The following is a 21,038-nucleotide window of genomic DNA, read 5'->3' as shown; positions in this document are numbered from 1 at the left end:
GTTACTGCGGGTTCCATACAGCGTGTCATTCTGCTGCCACGGCTGTGAATTCGCACCAACCCTGCGCCGGCACGTCTTCGATTCGGGGTCGTCGGCCGGTCCCGCGAGATGCCGGTGCGGTCACCGTGATCCTCGGTGTTTGTCCGAATTGTGCTGTGGTACAGCGCAACACGCGCTCGGGGCGGGCCGTCATTTGACAGTGGCCACGGTGTACAGCAGGAAATGGTGGCTGGTGGCCCATGCTCTGGCGAACAGGTCCAGTGGGATCTGCTCGTCGCGGCCCTTTTCGTTGCCACTGTCATTGAGGTGCACGACGCCCTTGCGGGTATCCACGCCGGTCACCACCACCGCATGGTCGGACACCGGGTTGCCTGCGTCGTCCTTGCTCTCAATTGGTTCACCCCAGATCATTTCGGCGTTGAGGCTCACGATGACGGCGTGGCCGCTGCCCAGGTAGTGCTTGAGCGCGTCCATGCCCGTGGCGATGCCGCTCCTGGCAGCTTCGTCGTCGTCGGTCGTCTTCGAGCCGACGCCGTAGTGCGCGAGCAGCGTCGGGAGGTCCAGTCGGTTCGTGCCGTTGCCGGAATTCGGGTCTTGCGGGTTGGCGGGCTGGATGTAAATCGAGCCGGGGTGCCTGGTGCTGGGCGTCGACTGGGCCACCTCGATGATGGCGTGCTCCGACGGTTCGCTGCCGGTCATCTGGCCGACGACGTCGGCGGTGGCCATGATGGCGCAGTCGTCATACTTCTGCAGGCGCCACCACTTGGCGGCCGCCGTGGGGTCGCCGTAGACGATGCCGCCCGCGGACGCTTCAGCGGGGCCGGCCAGCCCCAGCGCCAATGATCCCGCGGCTGCGATGGTCAACAGGGCCAGCAGGGCCGTCCTGGCGACGGCGGCGATCTTGTTGGTCATGGTTGTCCTTTTCTCGTCCCGCGGCGGCGGGTGTTGAGTAAAGGTTCCGTGGGAGACCTAGCTGTTATCTCTACGAATTCTTGGAGTGCCGGGCCGTGCTGAAATGTCTTGATGCGCAGTGCGACAGACCAGAGGCGGGCAGCCGCCCGAGTGGGTGGCTGCCCGCCTTGATCAACTCAGCGTGATCACTTACGCGTCTCCTGGGTGACGCTCATGAAGTTGTGGCTGGTGGCCCAGGCCTTGGTGAAGACGGCCATCGGGATCTGCTCGTCCTTGCCGTCCTTGCTGCCGCTGTCGTTGAGGTGCACGATGCCTTTGGCGGTGTCGACTCCGATCACCACCACGGCGTGGTCGGCGCGCGGCTGACCGTCCTTGCCCTTGTTCTCGATGGGCTGGTTCCAGATCATCTCGGCGTTGAGTCCGACGATGACGGCATGACCGCTGCCGAGGTACTGCTCGAGGGCCTCCATGCCGGTGGCGACGCCGGTCTTGCCGGCCGTGTCCTCATCGGTATTGGTGGCGTGAATCCCGTAGTGCGCCAACAACGTCGGCAAGTCGTCCGGGTCGGTTCCCATGCCGGAGTTGGGGTCGTTCTTGTCGGCGGGCTTGACGTAGATCGAACCCGGGTGCGAGGTGCTGGGAGTGGACTGGGCGACCTTGATGATGGACCGCTCCGAAGGCAGCTTGCCGGTGATCTGTCCGACCACGTCGGCGCTGGACATGATGGCGCAGTCGTCATAGTTCTGGTGACGCCAGTACTGGGCGACGGAGGTCGGGTCGCCGTACATGGTGCCGGTCCCGGCCTCGGCGGGGCTCGAAAGTCCCACCGCGACGACACTGGCTGCCAGGGCGAACAGGGCGGTCTTTGCGATCGAGGAGACCTTCAGGCTCTTCATGGTCGTGTCCTTTACTCATAGATTTCTGGCTCCGCTCGGCGCGGATGCCGTGATGAGCAAAGATTCGGACGGTGGCCTTTTTGTTATCTCTACGAATTCTTGGAGTGATCTGAGGCAGGCGCCGGTCAGTTGCAGGCCCAGGTGTCGATGTATCCGCCGGGCAGCTTGCTCAGGGCGTCTTTCATCGCAGCACTCAGATCGGGGCCCACCCCGCCCTTGTATTCGTGGTCTTTGGCCGCGACGGCCCCGCACGCGGTAAAGGTGGTCAGCACTTTGCAGTCGGGGTAGGCGCAGGACTTCACCGCCGTCGCCTCGGCTGCCGCCTTGGTGGGATAAGCGTGCGATCGCCCCCACGAGCCGTTGGCGGAGTACGCGATCGCGCCGTAGGAGTCACTCGCCGAGGCGGTCGGGGACAGGGCGACTGCCAGGGCGGCGGCGGTAGCCACGCGGGCGGCGGCGACCGCTAGCCGCCGTCGACGGGTGGTCGTCGTCATGGTGAATCCTTTCGCAGGGCCGGCGCTAGACGGGTTTGGTGGCGGTGACCTGTTTGCCCCAGTCGGACATGGTCAACGTCACCGAGGTATTGGGACTGGGGGAGACCTGGAGCTGGACCAGATGAGAGGAGCCGTCCGACGCGGTCCAGACGGTGGTGGGCACCGTCGAGACGCTCTCGTCGGTCACCCGGGTGCCGGCCAGCGTCGCGATATCGGAGGCAGCGGAATTGCCGGTGATCTTAGTGGTGGCGACGCCGTTGACCTGCTGGCTACCGGCCACCGCCGCGTTCTTGAGATTGGCCACCAGGTTCGCCAGGCCCTTGTCGGGCTCCAATAACACCGACACGTTGTAGATCGAGGCGCCGCTGCCGAAGTCGGTGTAGGTGCCGGGCTGTCCCAGATCCGAGTAGAGGTGCCCGTCGACGAAGACGAACTGGGCTTGTTCGCTCTTGCTGCCCACGAGCACCGTGGCGACGCCGGTGGCGACCGTCTGGGGCGTGTTGGAAACGTCGCCCTCGAGCTTGGTGACGCGGATGTTGGGCACCTCACCGTCGACCGTGACGCTCACGTGCATGCTGGTGGTCTTGCGCATCACCTCAGCGGCCTGCTTGAGCAGGGTCGCCGCCTCACCGCTGGTGGCATTGGCCGTGCTCCCGGGGCTTTTCGCGCCGTTGGAGGCTTTGCTTCCGCATGCGCCGATGCTGAGGACGACGGCCAACGCGACAGCGACCGCGCCGATCAGTTGCCGGTGGACACGAGGCGGAAGCTTCATCGACATCTCCTAATGTTTGGCCCGACAGCCGGTTACCGAGCTTAGTGACGCCCAGGCGCTACCGCGCCGAACCCGCTGATCATTTGAGGACGCTGTGAGCGGCCCGCTCAGGCCCGCGTCATCTCGTAATAGGCGCCGCGGTGGGCCAGCAGTTCGGCGTGACTGCCCCGTTCGACGATCCGGCCGGCCTGCACGACCACGATCAGATCGGCCTCGCGAATAGTCGAAAGGCGATGGGCGATAATGAAACTCGTTCGATCGCGACGCAGTTCGCGGGTGGCCCGCGCGATCAGGAGTTCGGTGCGAGTGTCTACGGAGCTGGTGGCTTCGTCCAGGATCAGCAGCTGCGGACGGGCCAGGAAAGCCCGGGCGATGGTGATGAGTTGTTTCTCGCCGACGCTGATGTTGCCACCGCCCCCGCTGATCGGGGTCTGATAGCCGGCCGGCAGGGTGTGGACGAAACGGTCGACGTAGGCCGCCTGTGCCGCCGCCACGATTTCGGCGGGGCTGGCGTCGGGACGGCCGTAGGCGATGTTCTCCTCGATAGTCCCGTCGAAGAGCCAGGTGTCCTGCAACACCATCCCGATGCGCGAACGCAGCGCCTGGCGGTTCAGGCTGGCGATATCGGTGTCGTCGATCAGAATCCGGCCCGAATCGACGTCGTAGAACCGCATCAGCAGGTTCACCAACGTCGTCTTGCCGGCTCCGGTCGGTCCGACGATCGCCACCGTGCTGCCCGGTTCGGCCACCAGCGACAGGTCGTGAATCACCGGATGGCCGGGGCGGTAGGCGAAGCTCACGTGTTCGAACTCGACCCGTCCGGGTCCCGGTGAAAGTGCCACGACCTCGGCGTCTGGCGGTTCCTCCGGCTCGTCGAGCAGATCGAATACCCGCTCGGCGCTGGCCACCCCGGACTGCAGGGTGTTGTACATTCCGGCCACCTGCCCCACCGGTGTGTTGAACTGCCGCACGTACTGAATGAACGCCTGGATGCTGCCCAGGGTGATCTGCCCCGCGGCGATCTGCAGGCCACCGACCACGGCGACCGCGACGTAGCCCAGGTTGCCGATGAATCCCGTTGCCGGGGAGACCAATCCAGAGAAGAACTGGGCGCCGAAGCTGGCCTGGTAGACGTCGTCGTTGAGCTGGTGGAACTGGGCGCGCGCGGCGGCCTGGTGGCCGAATGTCTTGACCACCGTGAAGCCGCTGTAGGTCTCCTCGATGTGGGCGTTGAGGCGCCCGGTACTGGTCCAGTGAGCCATGAACAACTGCTTGGAACGGCGGGTGATCGCGCGGGTCACCCACAGCGAAAGCGGCACTGTGGCCACGGTGATCACGGCCAGCAGCGGCGAGATCCACGCCATCATGACCAGCACGCCGAACACGGTGAGGATCGACGTCACCAGTTGGCTGATCGTCATCGACAAGGAGGTCTGCATGTTGTCGATGTCGTTGGTCACCCGGCTGAGAAGTTCGCCGCGCTGTTGCCGATCGAAATAGGACAACGGCAGGCGGTGCAGTTTGTCCTCCACGTCAGCGCGCAACCGTGTGATGGTCCGCTGCACGGTGATGTTGAGCAGTCGGGCCTGACCCCAAAGCATGCCCGCCGCAACGACATACAGCACCAGCGCCAGTGTCAGGGTGCGTGCTACGGCGCTGAAGTCGACACCCTGGCCAGGTATGACGTTCATTCCGGACAACAGGTCCGCGAAGGCGTTGTCACCGCGCGCCCGGGCCGCCGCTACGGCCTGGGCCTTGGTGGTGCCCGACGGCAGTCCGCGGCCGATCACGCCGTTGAACAGCAGATCGGTTGCGTGGCCGAGGATTCTCGGCACGACCACCGCGATAGCGGTGCCGACAATCCCCAGCGAGATGACGCCGAGGCTCAACCGTCGATGTGGCGTCAGCCGTCCGAGCAGACGGCGCGCCGACCCCCAGAAGTCGCGCGAGCGCAAGTTGGGCGGCGCCGGCGCCGCGCCGCGGGGGCGGGCGCTCATCGGCGCGTTCACTGGCTGCCCCCCGCCGCGGCGCTCACCGCTTGCGAGGTGGCGAACTCGGCGTAGGTGGGGCACTCGGTGAGCAACGCGTCGTGGCCGCCCGCGCCGACGACCCTGCCCTTGTCGACCACGATCACCTTGTCAGCCTGTGCAGCGGTGGAAATGCGCTGTGTGACAACGATTATGGTCGCACCACCGGCCTCCTCGCGCAGCGCCTTTCGAACCTGGGCGTCGGTGTGGACGTCGAGAGCGGAGAACGCGTCGTCGAACAGATAGATCGCCGGGCGGCGGATGACGGCGCGTGCGATCGCCAATCGCTGGCGCTGGCCACCGGAGAAGTTGACACCCCCCTGCGCGACGCGCATCTGCAAACCGTGCGGACGTACGAATTCGGCTGCAGCAGCGATGCGCAGCGCCTCCCACATCTGCTCGTCGGTGACCGACTGGCCGGGCGCCGCGCCGTACCGCAGGTTGTCGGCGACGGTGCCGGTGAACAGGTAGCCGCGCTGGGGTACCAATCCGATCGCCGACCACAGCCGCTCAGTGTCGTAGTCACGGACGTCGATGCCGTCGATCGTGATGCTGCCGGCGGTGGCGTCGTACAGGCGGCAGATCAACGACACCAGGGTGGACTTGCCCGACCCGGTGCTGCCGACGATCGCGGTGGTGGTGCCGGGCCGGGCGGTCAGCGAAATGTCCTGCAACACCGGGTCGTCCGCGCCTGGATAGGTGAACGTGACGCCGTCCAGGCGCACCAGGCCGCTGATCGGATGGGGCGGATACCGGGGCTGCGGCGGGTTCTGGATGGCCGGCGTGGTGGACAGTACTTCGGTGATGCGTTCGGCGCACACGGACGCCCGTGGCAGCACGACCAGCGTCATCGTCGCCATCAGCACGGCCATCAGAATCTGGGCGAAGTAGGCCAGGAACGCGATCAACGAGCCCACCTGCATCTGGCCCGCGTCGATGCGCAGCCCGCCGAACCAGATCAGCGCGACACTGGACAGGTTGATGGTCAGGGTGGTCACCGGCAGCATCAGCGCCTGCCAGTTGCCCGCGCCCAGTGCGGCATTCGACAGCGCCATGTTGGCACCGGCGAACCTGTCGCGCTCGAAACCTTCCCGGGTGAAGGCACGGACCACCCGCACGCCGGAGAGCTGGTCGCGCAGCACCCGGTTGATGCCGTCGATCAGTCGTTGCATGCTGCGAAACAGCGGCAGCATGTGGGAGATGATCCAGTAGTTGGCCACCGCCATCACCGGAACGCTGACCAGTAGTAGCCAGGTCAGCGCCGCCTCCTGGTGGACGGCCATGACGACGCCGCCGATGCACATGATCGGGGCCGTGACCAGCACTGTGGCGCTCGTCTGAACCAGGAACACGATCTGCCGCACATCGTTGGTGCTGCGGGTCAACAACGTTGGCGCCCCGAAGCGCGCGGTCTCGTGTTCGGAGAAGCGCAGGACGTGGTCGAACATCGCGGCGCGCAGGTCCCGGCCGAAGCCTGTTCCGGTGCGGGAGCCGAAGTAGGTGGCTCCCACCGCGCACAACGCCTGCACCCCGGTGACGACCAGCATCACCGCCCCCAGCCGCATGATGGTGGCAGCGTCGCCTTTGGAAACCCCGTCGTCGATGATGGCTGCGTTGACCGTGGGAAGGTACAGCGACGCGAGGGTGCTGACGGACTGCAGGACCATCAATGCCGCCACCAGCGCGCGATACGGCAGGATGTACTGGCGCAGCAGTGCCAGGAGCATGGGGTAACTGTGTCACACCCGGTAGCCGCCGGTGCTGCGCGCCAGCAGACCCGGCCCGGGCCCGCGTGTACTGCCGAAACGCCTGATCAGGTGGCGTGTCGGTGGTTGACCCACGGGGCTGCGGCTACAGTGCATCGTGTGGAGCGGCAGCAGCCTTGAGAACCTTGAGAAGTGGTAGGTAATGGTAGGTACTCGTGCGGCGTAATTGGTTGACGCAGGTCGCGGCTTTCAGTGCCGTCGCGGCTCTGGTCTCAGGAGTCGCGGGATGCTCCGGTTCCGGTGACAACAAGCCGGGTGGGCCGGTCCCGTCGAGTTCGGGGGGCGCCGAAGGCAAGCATGGACCGTTCTTCCCGCAGTGCGGGGGGGTCACCGACGAAACGGTGACGCAGCTGACCAAGATCTCAGGGCTGGTCAACACCGCCAAGAATTCCGTGGGCTGCCAGTGGCTGGCCGGCGGCGGGATCTCGGGACCGCACTTCTCCTTCTCCTGGTACCGCGGCAGCCCGATCGGGCGTGAACGCAAGACCGAAGAGCTTTCCCGGGCCAGCGTCGAGGACATCAACATCAACGGTCATAGTGGCTTCATCGCCGTCGGCAATGAGCCCGCCCTGGGCGACTCGCTGTGTGAGGTCGGGATCCAGTTCTCCGACGACTTCATCGAATGGTCGGTGAGCTTCAGCCAGAAGCCCTTCCCACCGGCCTGCGACATCGCCAAGGAATTGGCCCGCCAGTCGATTGCGAATTCCAAATGAGGCGGCCGATGCGTGCTTTCCAGACAGTGACAGCGGTGCTGATCGCCGTCTTGGTGGTGCTGACCGGTTGCTCCCGGTCAGTCGACGGCAAGGCGATGAAGGCGGGTGGCGCCGGGGTGCCGCGCAATGACAACTCCGAGCGGCAATATCCGAACCTGCTCAAGGAGTGCGAGGTCCTCACCACCGACATTCTGGCCAAAACCGTGGGGGCCGACCCGCTCGACATCCAGAGCACGTTCGTCGGGGCCATCTGCCGCTGGCAGGCGGCCAATCCGGCCGGGCTGATCGACATCACCCGCTTCTGGTTCGAGCAGGGCAGCCTGAGCAACGAGCGCAAGGTCGCCGAGGGACTGAAGTACCAGGTCGAGACTCGCTCGATCCAGGGCATCGACTCGATTGTGATGCGGCCCAATGATCCCAATGGGGCCTGCGGTGTGGCCAGCGACGCTGCGGGTGTGGTCGGCTGGTGGATCAATCCGCAGGCGCCGGGAATCGACGCGTGCGGGCAGGCCCTCAAGCTGATGGAATTGACGCTCGCCACCAACGCCTAGCGTCTGGTCTAGCGCGGCACGTGGAATTCGACCAGTGCGGCGCTGCCCGGCTCCACGTCCGTCCATCGGCCAGGGACGTCGAGTACGGCGATCGCTGAGGTGGGGTACTTTTCCGAGATGCTCTCGGCCGCGGCCATATTGCTGCCGGCTGGGTCCGCGAGGATCAGCGCCACCGACGATGTCGTCGGTTCATGTCCGACAATCAGCAGGGTGGCGACATCGTCGCCGACTCGGTTGATCTCGTCGATCACCGTGCCCGGGGTCGCGCCGTACAACCTCCCGAGAAACTGCGCGGGCGCGTCGATGCCGGTGCACAACAGGGTTTCCCGGGTGCGAGTGGCTGTCGAGCACAGCACGGCATCGATGGCGGGCGTGCTGGCGCGCAGCCAGTCGCCTGCCAATCGGGCCTCGCGCTCACCGCGCGGGGCCAACGGTCGCTCATGATCCGGCACGCCGTCGGGATATGCCGACTTCCCATGTCGCATCAGAATTAAGGTGCGCCGTTCGTCCACCGGCCCACGGTAACCAGTCCGGCGGCCGGTTTGCGGCCAACGTGCGCAAAATGACGCCTTCAGCGGCGTGTCTGCGTACTTGGGCGCACGCTCGTGGCGGACCGCCCTGGGTGACCGCTGGGCCAGGAGCTTGGCCACCCAAGACCAGACCCTCCGACCGACGTCCCCGGACTTGTCGGGACCCAGCCCTACACTCCCGATGCAACACCGATAACGCCTGAAGAAGGGGGTCGACGCCATGCGGTTCCTGCACACCGCTGACTGGCAACTGGGCATGACTCGGCACTTCCTTGCCGGTGATGCCCAGCCCCGTTATTCGGCAGCCCGCCGTGACGCGGTGGCCGCCCTCGGCGAGCTGGCGACTGACGTCGGTGCGGAGTTCGTCGTGGTGTCCGGCGATGTCTTCGAGCACAACCAGCTGGCCCCGCAGGTCGTCGGCCAGTCGCTGGAAGCTATGCGCGCCATCGGTATTCCGGTCTACCTTCTGCCCGGAAATCATGACCCGCTGGATGCGTCGTCGGTCTACACCGGGGCGCTGTTCACCTCCGAATGCCCGGACAACGTAGTCGTGCTCGACCGCGCCGGCGCGCACGAGATACGCCCCGGCGTCCAGATCGTGGCGGCCCCATGGCGGTCCAAGGCCCCCACCACGGATCTGGTGGCCGACGTCCTCGACGGCCTGCCGGCCGACGGCAGCACCCGCGTACTGGTCGCCCACGGCGGCGTGGACGTGCTCGATCCCGACCGTGACAAGCCATCGTTGATCAGGCTCGGCAACGTCGAGAAGGCGTTATTGGACAACGTGATCCACTATGTGGCTCTCGGTGACAAGCATTCGCTCACCCAGGTCGGGGACACTGGCCGGGTCTGGTACCCGGGTTCGCCGGAGGTCACCAACTATGACGATGTCGAGGCCCGGCCCGGCCATGTGCTGATCGTCGATGTCGACGAGAGCGATCCGCAACGCCCGGTCACCGTGGAGCCCCGCCGCATCGGCCGCTGGCGCTTCGTCACGTTGCACAACCAAGTCGACACCAGCCGGTGTATCGCCGATCTGGATTTGAACCTGGACCTCATGCCCGATAAAGACCGCACGGTGGTGCGCCTGGCGCTGACGGGTTCGTTGACGGTCACCGACCGTGCGGCGCTCGACGCCTGTCTGGACAGGTATTCCCGGTTGTTCGCCTGGCTGGGCCGGTGGGAACGGCATACCGATCTGGCCGTCGTACCCGCCGACGGAGAGTTCGACGACCTTGGCATCGGCGGTTTCGCCGCCTCGGCGGTCAAGGAACTGGTCGCGACGGCCCGCGCAGGGGTCGACGACTCTGCCGATGCGCAGGCGGCATTAGCCCTGCTGCTGCGGCTGGCCGACCGGGGTGCGGCATGAAGCTGCACCGGCTGGTCCTGACTAACTACCGCGGCATCGCCCACCGGGAGATCGAGTTCCCCGACCACGGTGTCGTGGTGGTCTGCGGACCCAACGAAATCGGCAAGTCGTCGATGATCGAGGCGCTGGATCTGCTCCTGGAATCCAAGGACCGCTCGACAAAGAAGGATGTCAAGCAGGTCAAACCGGCCAACGCTGATGTCGGCTCCGAAGTCACCGCGGAAATCAGCAGTGGCTCTTATCGTTTCGTGTATCGCAAGCGGTTTCACAAGAAGTGTGAGACCGAGTTGACGGTGCTGGCGCCGCGCCGTGAACAACTCACCGGCGACGAGGCCCACGAGCGAGTTCGCGCGATGCTGGCCGAGACGGTCGACACCGAGCTGTGGCGCGCCCAGCGCGTCTTGCAGGCCGCGTCGACCGCGGCGGTGGATCTGTCGGGCTGCGATGCGTTGTCGCGTGCGCTCGACATCGCCGCCTCGCAATCCGTTGGTGACGCCGCGCTGTCGGGTACTGAGCCGCTGCTCATCGAGCGGATCGACGCGGAATACGCGCGTTACTTCACCGGAACTGGCCGTCCGACCGGGGAGTGGTCAGCCGCGCGGGCCCGACTGGACGCCGCCAAGGCTGCGGTCGCGGAATGCGCAAAGGCGATGGCCGAGGTCGACGATCGCGTGCATCGCCACGCCGAGCTCACTCGCCAATCAGCGGAGCTCGCGCTGGATTGTGCCGGCATCGGGCCGCGACTGGCCGCAGCACTGGCCGCTGCCGACCAAGTCAAGGCGCTTACCGATCAGGTGCGCGAAGCAAAATTGATCGCCGCCGCTGCTTCGGCAACATGCGCCGCGTCGGCCGCTGCGCACGCTGGGCGCCTGGCGTTGATCGACGAAATCGATTCGCGCGCAGCGGCAATCTCCGCATTGGTCGCCCAAGCCGAAGACGCGGCCGGGCAGCAGGCGGCGGCCGCCCGGGCAGCCGCCGCCTGCGAGGCCGCGGCCCAAGAGGCGGTTGCGGTCCTGGCGGCCGCGCAAGATCGCACCGAAGCCGCGCGCCGCGCCCTGGACAAAATCGCCGAGCGCGAGGAAACCGACCGGGTGAGTGCCCGGCTGTCCAAAATCGACGAGATTCAACGCGAATTCGATCCCATCGATCAGGAACTGTCCGGGATGGTCCTCACCGATGAGATGCTGCACCGCATCGAGCAGGCTGGCGCATCCGTCGATCGGGCCGGCGACCAGCTCGAGATGGTCTCCGCCGTGCTGGAAGTCACTGCTGGCGCCGACCTCGAGTTGGCGGTGCGCGGTGAGCGGGTCGCGCTGCCGGCTGGACACAGTTGGTCGATCACCGCTACCGGGCCCACCGACGTGGACGTCGCCGGCGTGCTGACCGCCCGGATCACCCCGGGGGCTACCGCACTGGATGTTCGGGCCAAGTATGTTGCAGCACAACACGAACTCAGTGCCGCCTTGGAGGCGGCAGGGGTAGCCGACGTCGCTACGGCACGGTCTGCTCACCAACGCCGACGTGAACTGCAGAGCAACCGCGATCGACTCAGCGCAACGCTGGTCGGTCTGTGCGGTGGGGAAGACGCCGAGAAACTGCGATCCAGGTTGGCACAGCTTCAGGCCGATCAACCCGCCGAACCCGATCTGTTCTCCAGCGATACGGCCAGTGCCCGCGCCGAACGCGACGAGGCCGAGACGGCCCGCGCCGCGGCACAGGCCGAATGTGAGAACCGGCGCCAACTCGCCACAGCCGCTGCCCGTCACCTCGCCGAGGCCGCCACGCGCGCAGCGGTATTGGCAAACGACGCGGCCACCCAGCGTGCCGAGCTCGACGCGGCGGTGACCCGGCTGGCCCGGGAGCGGGCCGCTGTGAGCGACGAGGCCCTCGCGGCCAACGCTGAAGCCGAGCGTCAGGCGGCGCACGCCGCCGAGCTTCGTGCGGCCGAACTGGACCGGGCCCTGGCCACGGCGAAGCCGGACACGGTCGCCGCCGAACTCGCCGAAGCTCGGCAGCTGGCCGAGTCGGTGCGCGAGCGGCGCGACGCCGCGAACGCCGCGTTGCAGGAGATCAGCATCGAGCTTGCGGTGCTGCGCACCGAGGGCCGAAAAGGAAGGCTCGACGCCGCCGAGATCGAACTGGAGCACGCCACCAGCCAGCACACCCGGGTGGGCGATCGCGCCAGGGCCGCACAGCTGCTGCGGGAGGTGATGTGCCGGCACCGCGACGACACCCGCAAGCGGTACGTGGAGCCCTACCGTGCCGAGCTGCAACGCCTCGGTCGCCCGGTGTTCGGGCCGACGTTCGAGGTCGACGTGGACAGCGATCTACGGATCCTCAACCGCACTCTGGGTGGGGTTACCGTGCCCTATGAGTCCCTGTCGGGCGGGGCTAAAGAACAACTCGGGATTCTGGCGAGGTTGGCCGGGGCAGCGTTGGTCGCCAAAGAGGACGCTGTCCCCGTCGTCGTCGACGATGCTCTGGGATTTACCGACCCGGACCGGCTGACGAGGATGAGCGAGGTGTTCGACAGCGTTGGCGCGCACGGACAGGTGATCGTGCTGACCTGCAGTCCCACCAGATACGGCGGTGTCACGGGTGCGCATCGCATCGATCTGAACGCATAGTGCTGACGACCAGGCGGGAATACACTCGGCAAATGTTGCTGATCCGCAGCGCCCGACCCGCGCCCCAACCAGCAGGCACCAAAACAGGGATGCGCAATGGACATTCAGCGTGACTATGTAGTAATCGGCACCGGCTCTGCCGGTGCTGTGGTGATCAATCGGCTCACCGCGGATCCGGGCACCGAGGTGGTGGCGCTCGAGGCCGGACCTGGCGACACCAACAGGTTCATCGGCATCCCCGCCGCGTTCTCCAAGCTCTTCCGCAGCGAGGTTGACTGGGACTACCTCACCGAACCCCAACCCGAACTCGATAATCGCCAAATCTATTGGCCGCGAGGCAAAGTCCTCGGTGGCTGCTCGTCGATGAACGCGATGATGTGGGTACGGGGTTTCGTCGCGGACTACGACGAGTGGGCCAAGCGGGCCGACGAGCACTGGTCGGGCTCAGCGGCGCTCGAGTACTACCGCCGCATCGAGGACGTCACCGCCGCATGGCACTTCGTCAGCGGCGACGACAGCGGGGTCACCGGCCCGCTGCACATCTCCCGCCAGCGCAGCCCGCGGCCGTTGACCGCGGCCTGGCTGGCCGCCACCCGGGAATATGGATTTCCCGCCGCGCGGCCCAATTCCGCTGCCCCCGAAGGCTTCTGCGAAACCGTGGTCACGCAGCGCCGTGGCGCCAGGTACAGCACCGCCGACGCGTATCTCAAGCCGGCGATGAGTCGCAACAATCTCACCCTGCTCACCGACGCCACAGCCACGCGCATCATCTTCGACGGCACCCGGGCGGTCGGCGTGGAATACCAGCGCGCCGGCCACACCTCCGTCGTGCACGCCCGCCGCGAAGTGGTGCTCTGCGGCGGCGCCGTCAACAGCCCTCAGCTGCTGATGCTTTCGGGCATCGGCGACCGCGACCACCTCGCCGGGCACGGCATCGAAACCGTGCATCACTCGCCCGAAGTCGGGCAGAACCTGATCGACCATCTGGTCACACCCGTCGGGTTCGACGTCGACGACGGCAGCTTGTTCTCGGCTGAAAAACCGAAGCAGCTGATCGACTACCTGTTGCGGCGGCGTGGCATGCTCACCTCCAACGTGGGCGAGGCGTACGGCTTCGTCCGCAGCCACCCCGACCTCGAATTGCCCGACCTGGAGCTGATCTTCGCCCCGGCGCCGTTCTACGACGAGGCACTGCAGCCCGCGGCAGGGCACGGCGTCGTCTTCGGCCCGATCCTGGTCGCCCCCGAGAGCCGCGGACACATCGCGCTGCGTTCCGCCGACCCCCACGACAAACCCGTGATCGACCCGCGCTACCTGTCCGACCCCCGGGATCGCGAGGCCATGATGGTCGGCCTGCGGATCTGCGCGGAACTCGCCCAGACCCCGTCGCTGCGCGATGTGCTGGGAACGGTGGTGCGCCCGCGCAACTGCAGGGGACTCGACGACGCCACCCTCGAACTTGCCCTCACCATGTGTTCGCACACCCTGTATCACCCGATGGGCACCTGCCGGATGGGCAGCGACGACGCCAGCGTGGTGGACCCGCAACTCAAGGTGCGAGGTGTCGACGGCTTGCGCGTTGCCGATGCGTCAGTGATGCCCAGCACGATCCGGGGTCACACCCACGCCCCGTCCGTGCTGATCGGGGAGCGGGCCGCGGATCTGATCCGCAGCTAACCCACAGGCGACCGAAATGCCGCAGACCGGCGATCTCGGCAGAATGGCTCCCATGACGGGCAGCCTCCGATGACCATGAACGCCAGACGGCGCCGGGTGCACGACAAGCTGGCTAAGCTGCCGGGCGTGCGGCCGGTACGCCGGCCGGTGTCCCCGGGCAGCGACGAGGAATTCGACCTTTTCTACGTGCGCACTGGCCGTAAGTCGGCGCACCCGCTGGTGATCATCCCGGGCGGCCCGGGTGTGGCGTCCCTGCGGTTGTACCAGGGGTTTCGCCGCCGCGCCGCCGCCGCGGGTCTGGACGTGATCATGATCGAGCACCGCGGGCTGGGAATGTCACGACACGACGACGCGGGCACCGATCTGCCGCCCGAGGCGCTGACCATCGAGCAGGTGGTCGACGACGTGGCCGCCGTCCTCGACGACGCGCACGTCCAGTCGGCTGTCATCTACGGCTCCTCCTACGGCAGCTACATTGCCGCCGGTGTCGGTGTCCGTCACCCCGGCCGGGTGCACGCGATGATCCTGGATTCGCCGGTGCTGTCCGCTCACGACATCGTCGCGGTGCGTGATGCGCTGCGCCGCGTGCTGCTGACCGGCGAGAGCCCCGACACCCGAGAGCTGGCCCCCAAGGTCCGGCGCCTGGTTGATGCCGGGGTGATGACCCCGTCGGCGGGACAGGTCGCGGCAACGGTGTACGGCTACGGCGGGGCCCCGATGCTCAACCACCAACTCGACCTGCTGCTGACCGGCCGCAGAATGCTGTGGCGGACGCTGGTCCGCTTCACCACGATGGGCGTCAGCCAGAAAGTGCCGTACCGCTACGAGTCAGACCTGGTGAGTCGCATCGCGTTCCGCGAACTCGACTACGCCGCCGAGCCGGACGGCCTGCCGCTCGACCCGGCCCTGGCGGTGCGCGAAACCCTGGTCAAGACAGCCGATTTCGAAGCCGAACCCTATGACCTGATCGCCGAGCTGCCACACTTCACCTGGCCGACCGTGGTGATCGCCGGTGGCCGTGACCTCGTCACGCCGCTGGCAGTGGCCGAGCGGGCGGTCTCGCTGTTGCCCAATGCTGTGCTGTTGCGGTTGCCGACGATGGCACACAGTGCCCTGGACTTCCGAGAGCCCGCGGCGCTGGCGATCGCCGGCGCGGTGTGTCGCGGCGAATTCGACGGGCTGGCCGGGCGCGCCGAGGAGCTGGACGGGCTGCCCGCGCGGCTGCCGATGCGCATGCTGTGGAAGGCGATTGACGTGGCGGCCACCGTAGAGGCGGCCGTCCCGCCCCTGCTGCACCGCAGTCAGCGCATGAACCCGATCGCGGTGTAGTCCAGGTCGGCCAAGCCGCGTGCGCCGAAATTCGCCAGCGTGCTGCGTACCGCTACCGGACCCGGAGACTGAATCAGCGGCAGGCTGAACCCTTCGGCCCAGATGAGCCGGTCGACGTCGTTGGCCAAAGCCCTGGCCTTGACCGGGTCCAGCTCGCCCAGCGTGCGTTCGATCGCGTCGTCGACCTCCGGGCTGCCGATCTTGCCGAAGTTGCTGTCGCCTTGGGACGAGTAGATCTGGGTGAGCCCGGAGAGCGGAAACGCGTCACCGACCCAGCCGAACAACGCGATGTCGAACGCGCCGACGTTGACGTAGTCCCGGAAAAAGCCGCTGCCCGAACGCGATTGCAGATCGAGCTTTACTCCGATCTCGGCGAGGCTGTGCTGGGCGATCTGGGTTACCGCTTTGGTGCTCTGGGCGTCGTAGAACAGCATCCGCACCACCAACTGCCGGCCGTCCTTTTCCCGGAAACCGCTCTCAGTGTTGAGTTTCCACCCCATCGCGTCGAGGTCGCGTTTCGCGCGCTGGGGGTCATAGGGGATGCTGTTGTCCTGGTAGCCCTCTTGCCCGGCCACGAAAATGTGGTTGTTCAGCGGCACCGGGTCGCCCGTGAGGCCGTGCAGCGCAACGTTGGCGATGGTGCGCCGGTCGATGCCTTCGCTGACGGCCAGCCGCAGCGACGGGTTGGACAGGATCGACCCGTTGGCGCCGTTCATGGTGAAGTGCGTCCACACCGGTGCCGGCGCCTGCCGGATCGAAATGTTTTTGGTGCGTTCGGCGATGATGAGCTGGTCGAGCGAGGCCACACCAGTCGCATCGATGGTGTTGTTCTGTAGCGCCGGCAACCGCGCCGGGTCGTCGAGCACCAGGTAGGTGATGGAGTCCAGGCGCGGCTGGGTGCCCCACCAGCGGGGGTTGCGGGTCAACACGATTCGCTGTTTGGCCCGATCCAGCGTGCTGATGATGAACGGGCCCGCGGACAGGCCCGGCGCATCGAGCCAGCCCTTGTTGAACGCTTCGGCTGTGGCGGTCACACTTTCGGGCAGCAACATGCCATTGCCGGCGAACATGCCCCGCCACTCGGCGTAGGGCTTGGCGAAGGTCATGATCGCCTGGCGGTCGTCAACACCGCGGGTCACCGAGGCGACGCGGTCGGCGCCGTTCGTCGAAGCGATCTCGAATGCGGTGTCGGTGCCCGTGGTGGCATGGATCTGACTGGCGATGTCCCGCCAGGTGATGGGGCTGCCGTCGGACCACACCGCTTTCGGGTTGATGGTGTAGGTGATCACCTGGGGGTTGGTCCCGGTGAGCTCGACGCTGGTGAAGTAGTTGGTGTTGACGGTCGCCGAGCCGTCTGCCCCGATGGTGAACGCGCTGGGCAACGTGGCTTTCAGCATGCCGGCGATCTCCGAGGAGTTCCCGTCGATGTGCAGGATGTTGAAGTTGGGCGGGAAGTCGATCAGAGCCAGTCGCAGGTCGCCGCCCTCGCGCAGGGTCTGCGGGTTCTGCGGGTTGATGTCGCTGGCGTTGCCGACGGCACCGCGGCCGGCGGGCGTCAGTTGGCCGCCGGTCGAGCAGCCCGACAACACCAGCGCCGCGGACAGCAACACAGGCGCAATGCGGCCCAGAAGCCTAAGCATGGCCCGGCTCCGGTTGCGGCACCGCGCCGAGCAGCCGGCGGGTGTACTCGTGCTGCGGGTTGTTGAACACCTGCTCGCTGTCGCCCTGCTCCACAACGGCGCCGCGGAACATCACCACCACCTGATGAGCAAGATGCTTGACGACCGAAAGATCATGGGAAACAAACAGATATGACAGTCCGAATTGATCCTGCAGGTCCAGCAGCAGGTTGATGATCCCGGCCTGGATGGAAACATCGAGGGCCGAGACCGGTTCGTCGAGCGCGAGGATCTTGGGCTGCAGGGCCAGCGCCCGCGCGATACCGATGCGCTGCTTCTGCCCGCCGGAGAACTCGGCGGGGTAGCGGTTGGCGTCGGCGCGGCGCAGGCCCACGATGCCGAGTAGCTCGGCCACTCGGGCATTGGTGTCGGTGTTGCTGAAACCGTTGGCCCGCAAGGGTTCCGCCAGCAGATCGGAGACGGGCAGTCGCGGATCCAGCGACGCCACCGGATCTTGGAACACCGCCTGAATGTCGCGGCGCAGCGATCGACGGCTGGCCGTGCGCAGGGTCCCGACATCGGTGCCGAGCACCTCGATCGAACCCGACTGCGGCACTGCCAGTTCCAGGATCTGGTTCAGCGTGGTCGACTTGCCCGAGCCGGATTCGCCGACGATGCCCAGCGTGCGGCCCTGCTGCAGTTCGAAGCTGACGCCGTCGACGGCCCGCACTTCACCGACGGTGCGCCGCAGCAGCACGCCCTTGGTGAGCGGATAGGTCTTGGCCAGGTCTCGCACCCGTACCACGACGGTTGAGTCTTCGGGTGCGGCGGCGACCTGTTCGGTCTTGACGTCGTAGATTTCGGCGGCGCTGCGCCCGGCGGCCTGGTCGGTGCGGATGCAGGCGGCGCGATGGCCCCCGCCCACTTCGATCAATTCCGGCTCAGCACTTCGGCATTCGTCGATGGCCAGCGGGCAGCGCGGGGCGAACGGGCAGCCGGGCTCCAGCCCCGCTAGCGACGGGGGAGCGCCGGGTATGGGCACCAGCCGGGTGCCTTGCGGGGCGTCCAGCCGCGGAACCGAACCCAATAGCCCAATGGTGTAGGGCATTTGGCGATCGCGGTAGAGATCGCCGACCCCGGCCGACTCGACCACTCGGCCCGCATACATCACCAGTGCCCGGTCGGCGAACTCCGCCACCACACCCAGGTCGTGGGTGATGATCAGGACTCCTGCGCCGGTCACGTCGCGCGCCTTCTTGAGCACCTCAAGAATTTGGGCCTGAACCGTCACGTCGAGCGCGGTAGTGGGCTCGTCACAGATCAGCAGGTCCGGGTCGTTGGCGATCGCCATCGCGATCACCACGCGCTGGCGTTCTCCGCCGGACAGCTCGTGCGGAAAGGCGCGGGCCCGCTGCGCAGGCTGCGTAATACCAACCAGCTCAAGCAGTTCCACCGCGCGCTCGACGGCTGCCTTCTTCCCGATCGACCCTTGATGCACCCGGATCGCCTCGGCGATCTGATCGCCGACGGTATAGACGGGGGTCAGTGCTGACATGGGGTCCTGGAACACCATGCCGATCGACTTGCCGCGGAACCGCGACATGCCGTCGTCGCCGAGGCCCAGCAACTCGGTGCCCTGCAACCGCACCGAACCGCTCACCGCGGCATACTCCGGCAGCAGCCCCATCACCGCCATCGCTGCCGCGGACTTGCCTGATCCTGACTCGCCGACCATCGCCACCACTTCGCCGGGGTCGACGTGGTAGCTGATGCCGCGCACCGCAGTCACCGGGGAGCCGTCGGTGGGGAAGGTGACGGCCAGATCGGTCACCTCGAGCAGCGAACTCATTCGGCACCCCGTCGCAACGTACGCGCGCCCGGGTCCAGCGCGTCCCGCAGGCCGTCACCGGTTAGGTTGGCGCACAACACGATCAGTACCAGGACACCAGCCGGCACCAGGAAGACCCAGGGGAAAGTGGTGGCGGCCTGGGTGCCGTCGGCGATCAGGGTGCCCAGCGACACGTCGGGGGGCTGGACGCCGAAACCGAGGAAGCTCAAACCGGTTTCGGCCAGGATCGCGAACCCGACGTTCAGGGTCGCGTCGATGATCAGGATGGACGCCACGTTGGGCAGCACATGACCGACGATGATCCGCCGGCTGGATACCCCCATATATCTTGCGGCGCGGATGAAGTCGTGCTCGCGCAGGCTCATCGTCAGGCCGCGCACCATGCGGGAGCTGACCATCCAGCTGAAGGCGGCCAGCAGCAGCACCAGCGACATTATGTTGGCCGAGTTCCTGGTCCGCGGCGAGACGATGGCGATCAGAATGAAGCTCGGCACCACCAGCATCAGGTCGACCACAAACATCAGGACCCCGTCGCGCCAGTCCTTGAAGTATCCCGCCACGGACCCCACGGTCGCGGCGATCCCGGTGGACAGCACCGCCACACACAGGCCGATCAGCATCGATTTCTGCATGCCGCGCAGCGTCTGGGCCAGCATGTCCTGGCCTATTGCATTAGTGCCCAGCCAGTGTCGGGAGTTGGGCGGCTGCAGCAGCGCGCCGAAGTCGAGGTCGCGGTAGGAGTAGGGGAGCATCGGGGGCAGCGCGTAGCAGCCGATGAACAGCAGCACCAGCAAAGTCAGGGCCACCACCGCCGAGCGGTTGCGCAGGAACCGGCGCAACACCAGCGTGCGGCGTGAGGTGAATTCCGTTGCCTCGGCGGGCTCGACAGCGGTCATGACACCCGCACCCGCGGATCCAGGGCCGCGTAGAGAATGTCGGACAGCAGTCCGGCCAGCAAGGTGACGGCGGCCGAGAACAGCGTGATCGCCGCGATGATGTTGGTGTCCTGGGTGGCGATGCCCCGGATGGTCCATTCACCCATGCCGTGCCAGCCGAAGATCTTCTCGACGAACACCGCGCCCCCGACGAGCCCGGCCACGCTGTAGGCGAACAGCGTCGCCATCGGGATCAGGGCGGTGCGCAGGCCGTGTTTGACCAGTGCGCGGCGGCGGGTCAGGCCCTTGGCGCGGGCGGTGCGAATGAAGTCCTGGCCGAGCACGTCGAGCATGGCGTTGCGCTGGTACCGGCTGTAGCCGGCCGCGGCGGTCAGCGTCAGCGTCAGCGTCGGGAGGACCAGATGCTTCAGCCGGTCGACGACCGCCGCCAAACTGCCTTCGCTGACACCCGGTGACGTCTCACCGGTGTAGTCGAACAATTGAAAGCCCAGCGCCCAGTTGGTCCGCAGCGCCCCCATGATCAGCAGGTTGGCGATGACGAAGGTCGGCGTGCTCAGGATCAGCAGTGCGGTGATGGTGACGACACGGTCGCTGAACCGGTATTGGCGAATCGCGCCCCATGCCCCGAGCGTCACCCCGAGCAGTGTGCCCAGCACCGATCCGATGACCAGCAACCGCAGGGTGACTCCGATGCGACGTCCCAGTTCCGTCCCCACCGGCTGCCCGGTGATCGTCTTGCCGAAATCGCCCTGCGCGGCGTGCGATACCCAGTTCACGTAGCGGATCGGAATGGGCCGATCCAAGCCGAGGTCGTGCGCCTTGGCGTCGATCACCGCCTTCGGCGGGCGGGGGCTGCGCTGCATGAGGCTCTCCAACGGCGAGAACGCCACCGAGGTGAGGCAGAACGTCAGAAACGACGCCAGCGCCAGCAGCACCACATATTTGGTTAACCGGCGCAGCAGAAAACGCGTCACGCCTCATCACCCTGCCGCATTGGGACAGGGTAGCGAT

General features: G+C 66.6%; 17 protein-coding genes. 6 read left to right on the top strand and 11 right to left on the bottom strand.

The window, feature by feature from the left end:
• Positions 1-189: 189 nt before the first annotated feature.
• The 6 genes from AWC08_RS21815 to AWC08_RS21790 form a co-directional block, all read right to left on the bottom strand.
• Positions 190-912 (bottom strand): C39 family peptidase, encoded by a 723-nt coding sequence (locus AWC08_RS21815; protein ID WP_065135648.1) that lies wholly within the window; start codon positions 910-912, stop codon positions 190-192.
• Positions 913-1,097: 185 nt separating this feature from the next.
• Entirely contained in the window at positions 1,098-1,808 is a 711-nt protein-coding gene (locus tag AWC08_RS21810; protein ID WP_065135647.1) for a C39 family peptidase, read from the bottom strand.
• Between the two features lie 125 nt (positions 1,809-1,933).
• Positions 1,934-2,302 (bottom strand): DUF4189 domain-containing protein, encoded by a 369-nt coding sequence (locus AWC08_RS21805; RefSeq protein WP_065135646.1) that lies wholly within the window; start codon positions 2,300-2,302, stop codon positions 1,934-1,936.
• Between the two features lie 25 nt (positions 2,303-2,327).
• On the bottom strand, positions 2,328-3,074 hold the full coding sequence (locus AWC08_RS21800; protein ID WP_069435259.1) for an LppX_LprAFG lipoprotein: 747 nt from the start codon (positions 3,072-3,074) through the stop codon (positions 2,328-2,330).
• Between the two features lie 107 nt (positions 3,075-3,181).
• Complete coding sequence (locus AWC08_RS21795) at positions 3,182-5,083, bottom strand: ABC transporter ATP-binding protein (RefSeq protein ID WP_142283722.1); 1,902 nt, start codon at positions 5,081-5,083, stop codon at positions 3,182-3,184.
• Entirely contained in the window at positions 5,080-6,828 is a 1,749-nt protein-coding gene (locus AWC08_RS21790; protein WP_085088164.1) for an ABC transporter ATP-binding protein, read from the bottom strand. The genes AWC08_RS21795 and AWC08_RS21790 overlap by 4 nt, the downstream gene beginning before the upstream one ends.
• A gap of 209 nt (positions 6,829-7,037) precedes the next feature.
• On the opposite strand from AWC08_RS21790, the gene AWC08_RS21785 reads away from it, so the two are divergent.
• Positions 7,038-7,580 (top strand): DUF3558 domain-containing protein, encoded by a 543-nt coding sequence (locus AWC08_RS21785; RefSeq protein WP_276077757.1) that lies wholly within the window; start codon positions 7,038-7,040, stop codon positions 7,578-7,580.
• Positions 7,581-7,588: 8 nt separating this feature from the next.
• On the top strand, positions 7,589-8,131 hold the full coding sequence (locus AWC08_RS21780) for a DUF3558 domain-containing protein (RefSeq protein WP_142283721.1): 543 nt from the start codon (positions 7,589-7,591) through the stop codon (positions 8,129-8,131).
• An 8-nt stretch (positions 8,132-8,139) separates the two neighbouring features.
• Here AWC08_RS21780 and AWC08_RS21775 read toward each other — a convergent pair whose 3' ends face one another.
• The gene (locus AWC08_RS21775; RefSeq protein ID WP_069435505.1) at positions 8,140-8,616 is read right to left on the bottom strand and encodes a SixA phosphatase family protein; all 477 of its coding nucleotides are present in this window, start codon (positions 8,614-8,616) and stop codon (positions 8,140-8,142) included.
• A 265-nt stretch (positions 8,617-8,881) separates the two neighbouring features.
• On the opposite strand from AWC08_RS21775, the gene AWC08_RS21770 reads away from it, so the two are divergent.
• From AWC08_RS21770 to AWC08_RS21755, 4 genes are all read left to right on the top strand, one after another.
• Entirely contained in the window at positions 8,882-10,030 is a 1,149-nt protein-coding gene (locus AWC08_RS21770; protein WP_069435504.1) for a metallophosphoesterase family protein, read from the top strand.
• A complete protein-coding gene (locus tag AWC08_RS21765; RefSeq protein ID WP_085088160.1) occupies positions 10,027-12,657 on the top strand; it encodes an AAA family ATPase in 2,631 nt (876 codons plus the stop codon). Before AWC08_RS21770 ends, AWC08_RS21765 begins: the two co-directional genes overlap by 4 nt.
• A gap of 96 nt (positions 12,658-12,753) precedes the next feature.
• Positions 12,754-14,334, top strand: a complete 1,581-nt coding sequence (locus AWC08_RS21760) for a GMC family oxidoreductase (protein WP_069433337.1) — start codon at positions 12,754-12,756, stop codon at positions 14,332-14,334.
• Positions 14,335-14,403: 69 nt separating this feature from the next.
• Positions 14,404-15,663: an alpha/beta hydrolase gene (locus AWC08_RS21755; protein ID WP_069433336.1), complete on the top strand. Its 1,260-nt coding sequence runs from the start codon at positions 14,404-14,406 to the stop codon at positions 15,661-15,663.
• Here AWC08_RS21755 and AWC08_RS21750 read toward each other — a convergent pair.
• From AWC08_RS21750 to AWC08_RS21735, 4 genes are read right to left on the bottom strand one after another with little or no spacing between them, the layout of a single operon-like run.
• Positions 15,636-17,303, bottom strand: coding sequence for an ABC transporter family substrate-binding protein (locus AWC08_RS21750; protein ID WP_069433335.1), 1,668 nt, complete (start codon positions 17,301-17,303; stop codon positions 15,636-15,638). The genes AWC08_RS21755 and AWC08_RS21750 overlap by 28 nt on opposite strands.
• Positions 17,296-19,131 carry an ABC transporter ATP-binding protein gene (locus AWC08_RS21745; protein WP_065135637.1) on the bottom strand — a complete coding sequence of 612 codons (1,836 nt, stop codon included), beginning with the start codon at positions 19,129-19,131 and terminating at the stop codon, positions 17,296-17,298. The genes AWC08_RS21750 and AWC08_RS21745 overlap by 8 nt, the downstream gene beginning before the upstream one ends.
• Positions 19,128-20,027, bottom strand: coding sequence for an ABC transporter permease (locus AWC08_RS21740; protein WP_065135636.1), 900 nt, complete (start codon positions 20,025-20,027; stop codon positions 19,128-19,130). The genes AWC08_RS21745 and AWC08_RS21740 overlap by 4 nt, the downstream gene beginning before the upstream one ends.
• Complete coding sequence (locus tag AWC08_RS21735) at positions 20,024-21,001, bottom strand: ABC transporter permease (RefSeq protein ID WP_065135635.1); 978 nt, start codon at positions 20,999-21,001, stop codon at positions 20,024-20,026. The genes AWC08_RS21740 and AWC08_RS21735 overlap by 4 nt, the downstream gene beginning before the upstream one ends.
• Positions 21,002-21,038 lie beyond the last annotated feature (37 nt).

Origin of the sequence: Mycobacterium gordonae (genome assembly GCF_002101675.1) — a bacterium.
Lineage (GTDB): Bacteria > Actinomycetota > Actinomycetes > Mycobacteriales > Mycobacteriaceae > Mycobacterium > Mycobacterium gordonae.
This window is presented reverse-complemented; position numbering and strand designations above follow the sequence as displayed.

Coding starts and splice junctions, on each gene's coding strand:
- AWC08_RS21815 (WP_065135648.1), bottom strand. CDS start 912: ATGACCAACAAGATCGCCGCCGTCGCCAGGACGGCCCTGCTGGCCCTG.
- AWC08_RS21810 (WP_065135647.1), bottom strand. CDS start 1,808: ATGAAGAGCCTGAAGGTCTCCTCGATCGCAAAGACCGCCCTGTTCGCC.
- AWC08_RS21805 (WP_065135646.1), bottom strand. CDS start 2,302: ATGACGACGACCACCCGTCGACGGCGGCTAGCGGTCGCCGCCGCCCGC.
- AWC08_RS21800 (WP_069435259.1), bottom strand. CDS start 3,074: ATGAAGCTTCCGCCTCGTGTCCACCGGCAACTGATCGGCGCGGTCGCT.
- AWC08_RS21790 (WP_085088164.1), bottom strand. CDS start 6,828: ATGCTCCTGGCACTGCTGCGCCAGTACATCCTGCCGTATCGCGCGCTG.
- AWC08_RS21780 (WP_142283721.1), top strand. CDS start 7,589: ATGCGTGCTTTCCAGACAGTGACAGCGGTGCTGATCGCCGTCTTGGTG.
- AWC08_RS21775 (WP_069435505.1), bottom strand. CDS start 8,616: ATGCGACATGGGAAGTCGGCATATCCCGACGGCGTGCCGGATCATGAG.
- AWC08_RS21770 (WP_069435504.1), top strand. CDS start 8,882: ATGCGGTTCCTGCACACCGCTGACTGGCAACTGGGCATGACTCGGCAC.
- AWC08_RS21765 (WP_085088160.1), top strand. CDS start 10,027: ATGAAGCTGCACCGGCTGGTCCTGACTAACTACCGCGGCATCGCCCAC.
- AWC08_RS21760 (WP_069433337.1), top strand. CDS start 12,754: ATGGACATTCAGCGTGACTATGTAGTAATCGGCACCGGCTCTGCCGGT.
- AWC08_RS21755 (WP_069433336.1), top strand. CDS start 14,404: ATGACCATGAACGCCAGACGGCGCCGGGTGCACGACAAGCTGGCTAAG.
- AWC08_RS21750 (WP_069433335.1), bottom strand. CDS start 17,303: ATGCTTAGGCTTCTGGGCCGCATTGCGCCTGTGTTGCTGTCCGCGGCG.
- AWC08_RS21745 (WP_065135637.1), bottom strand. CDS start 19,131: ATGAGTTCGCTGCTCGAGGTGACCGATCTGGCCGTCACCTTCCCCACC.
- AWC08_RS21740 (WP_065135636.1), bottom strand. CDS start 20,027: ATGACCGCTGTCGAGCCCGCCGAGGCAACGGAATTCACCTCACGCCGC.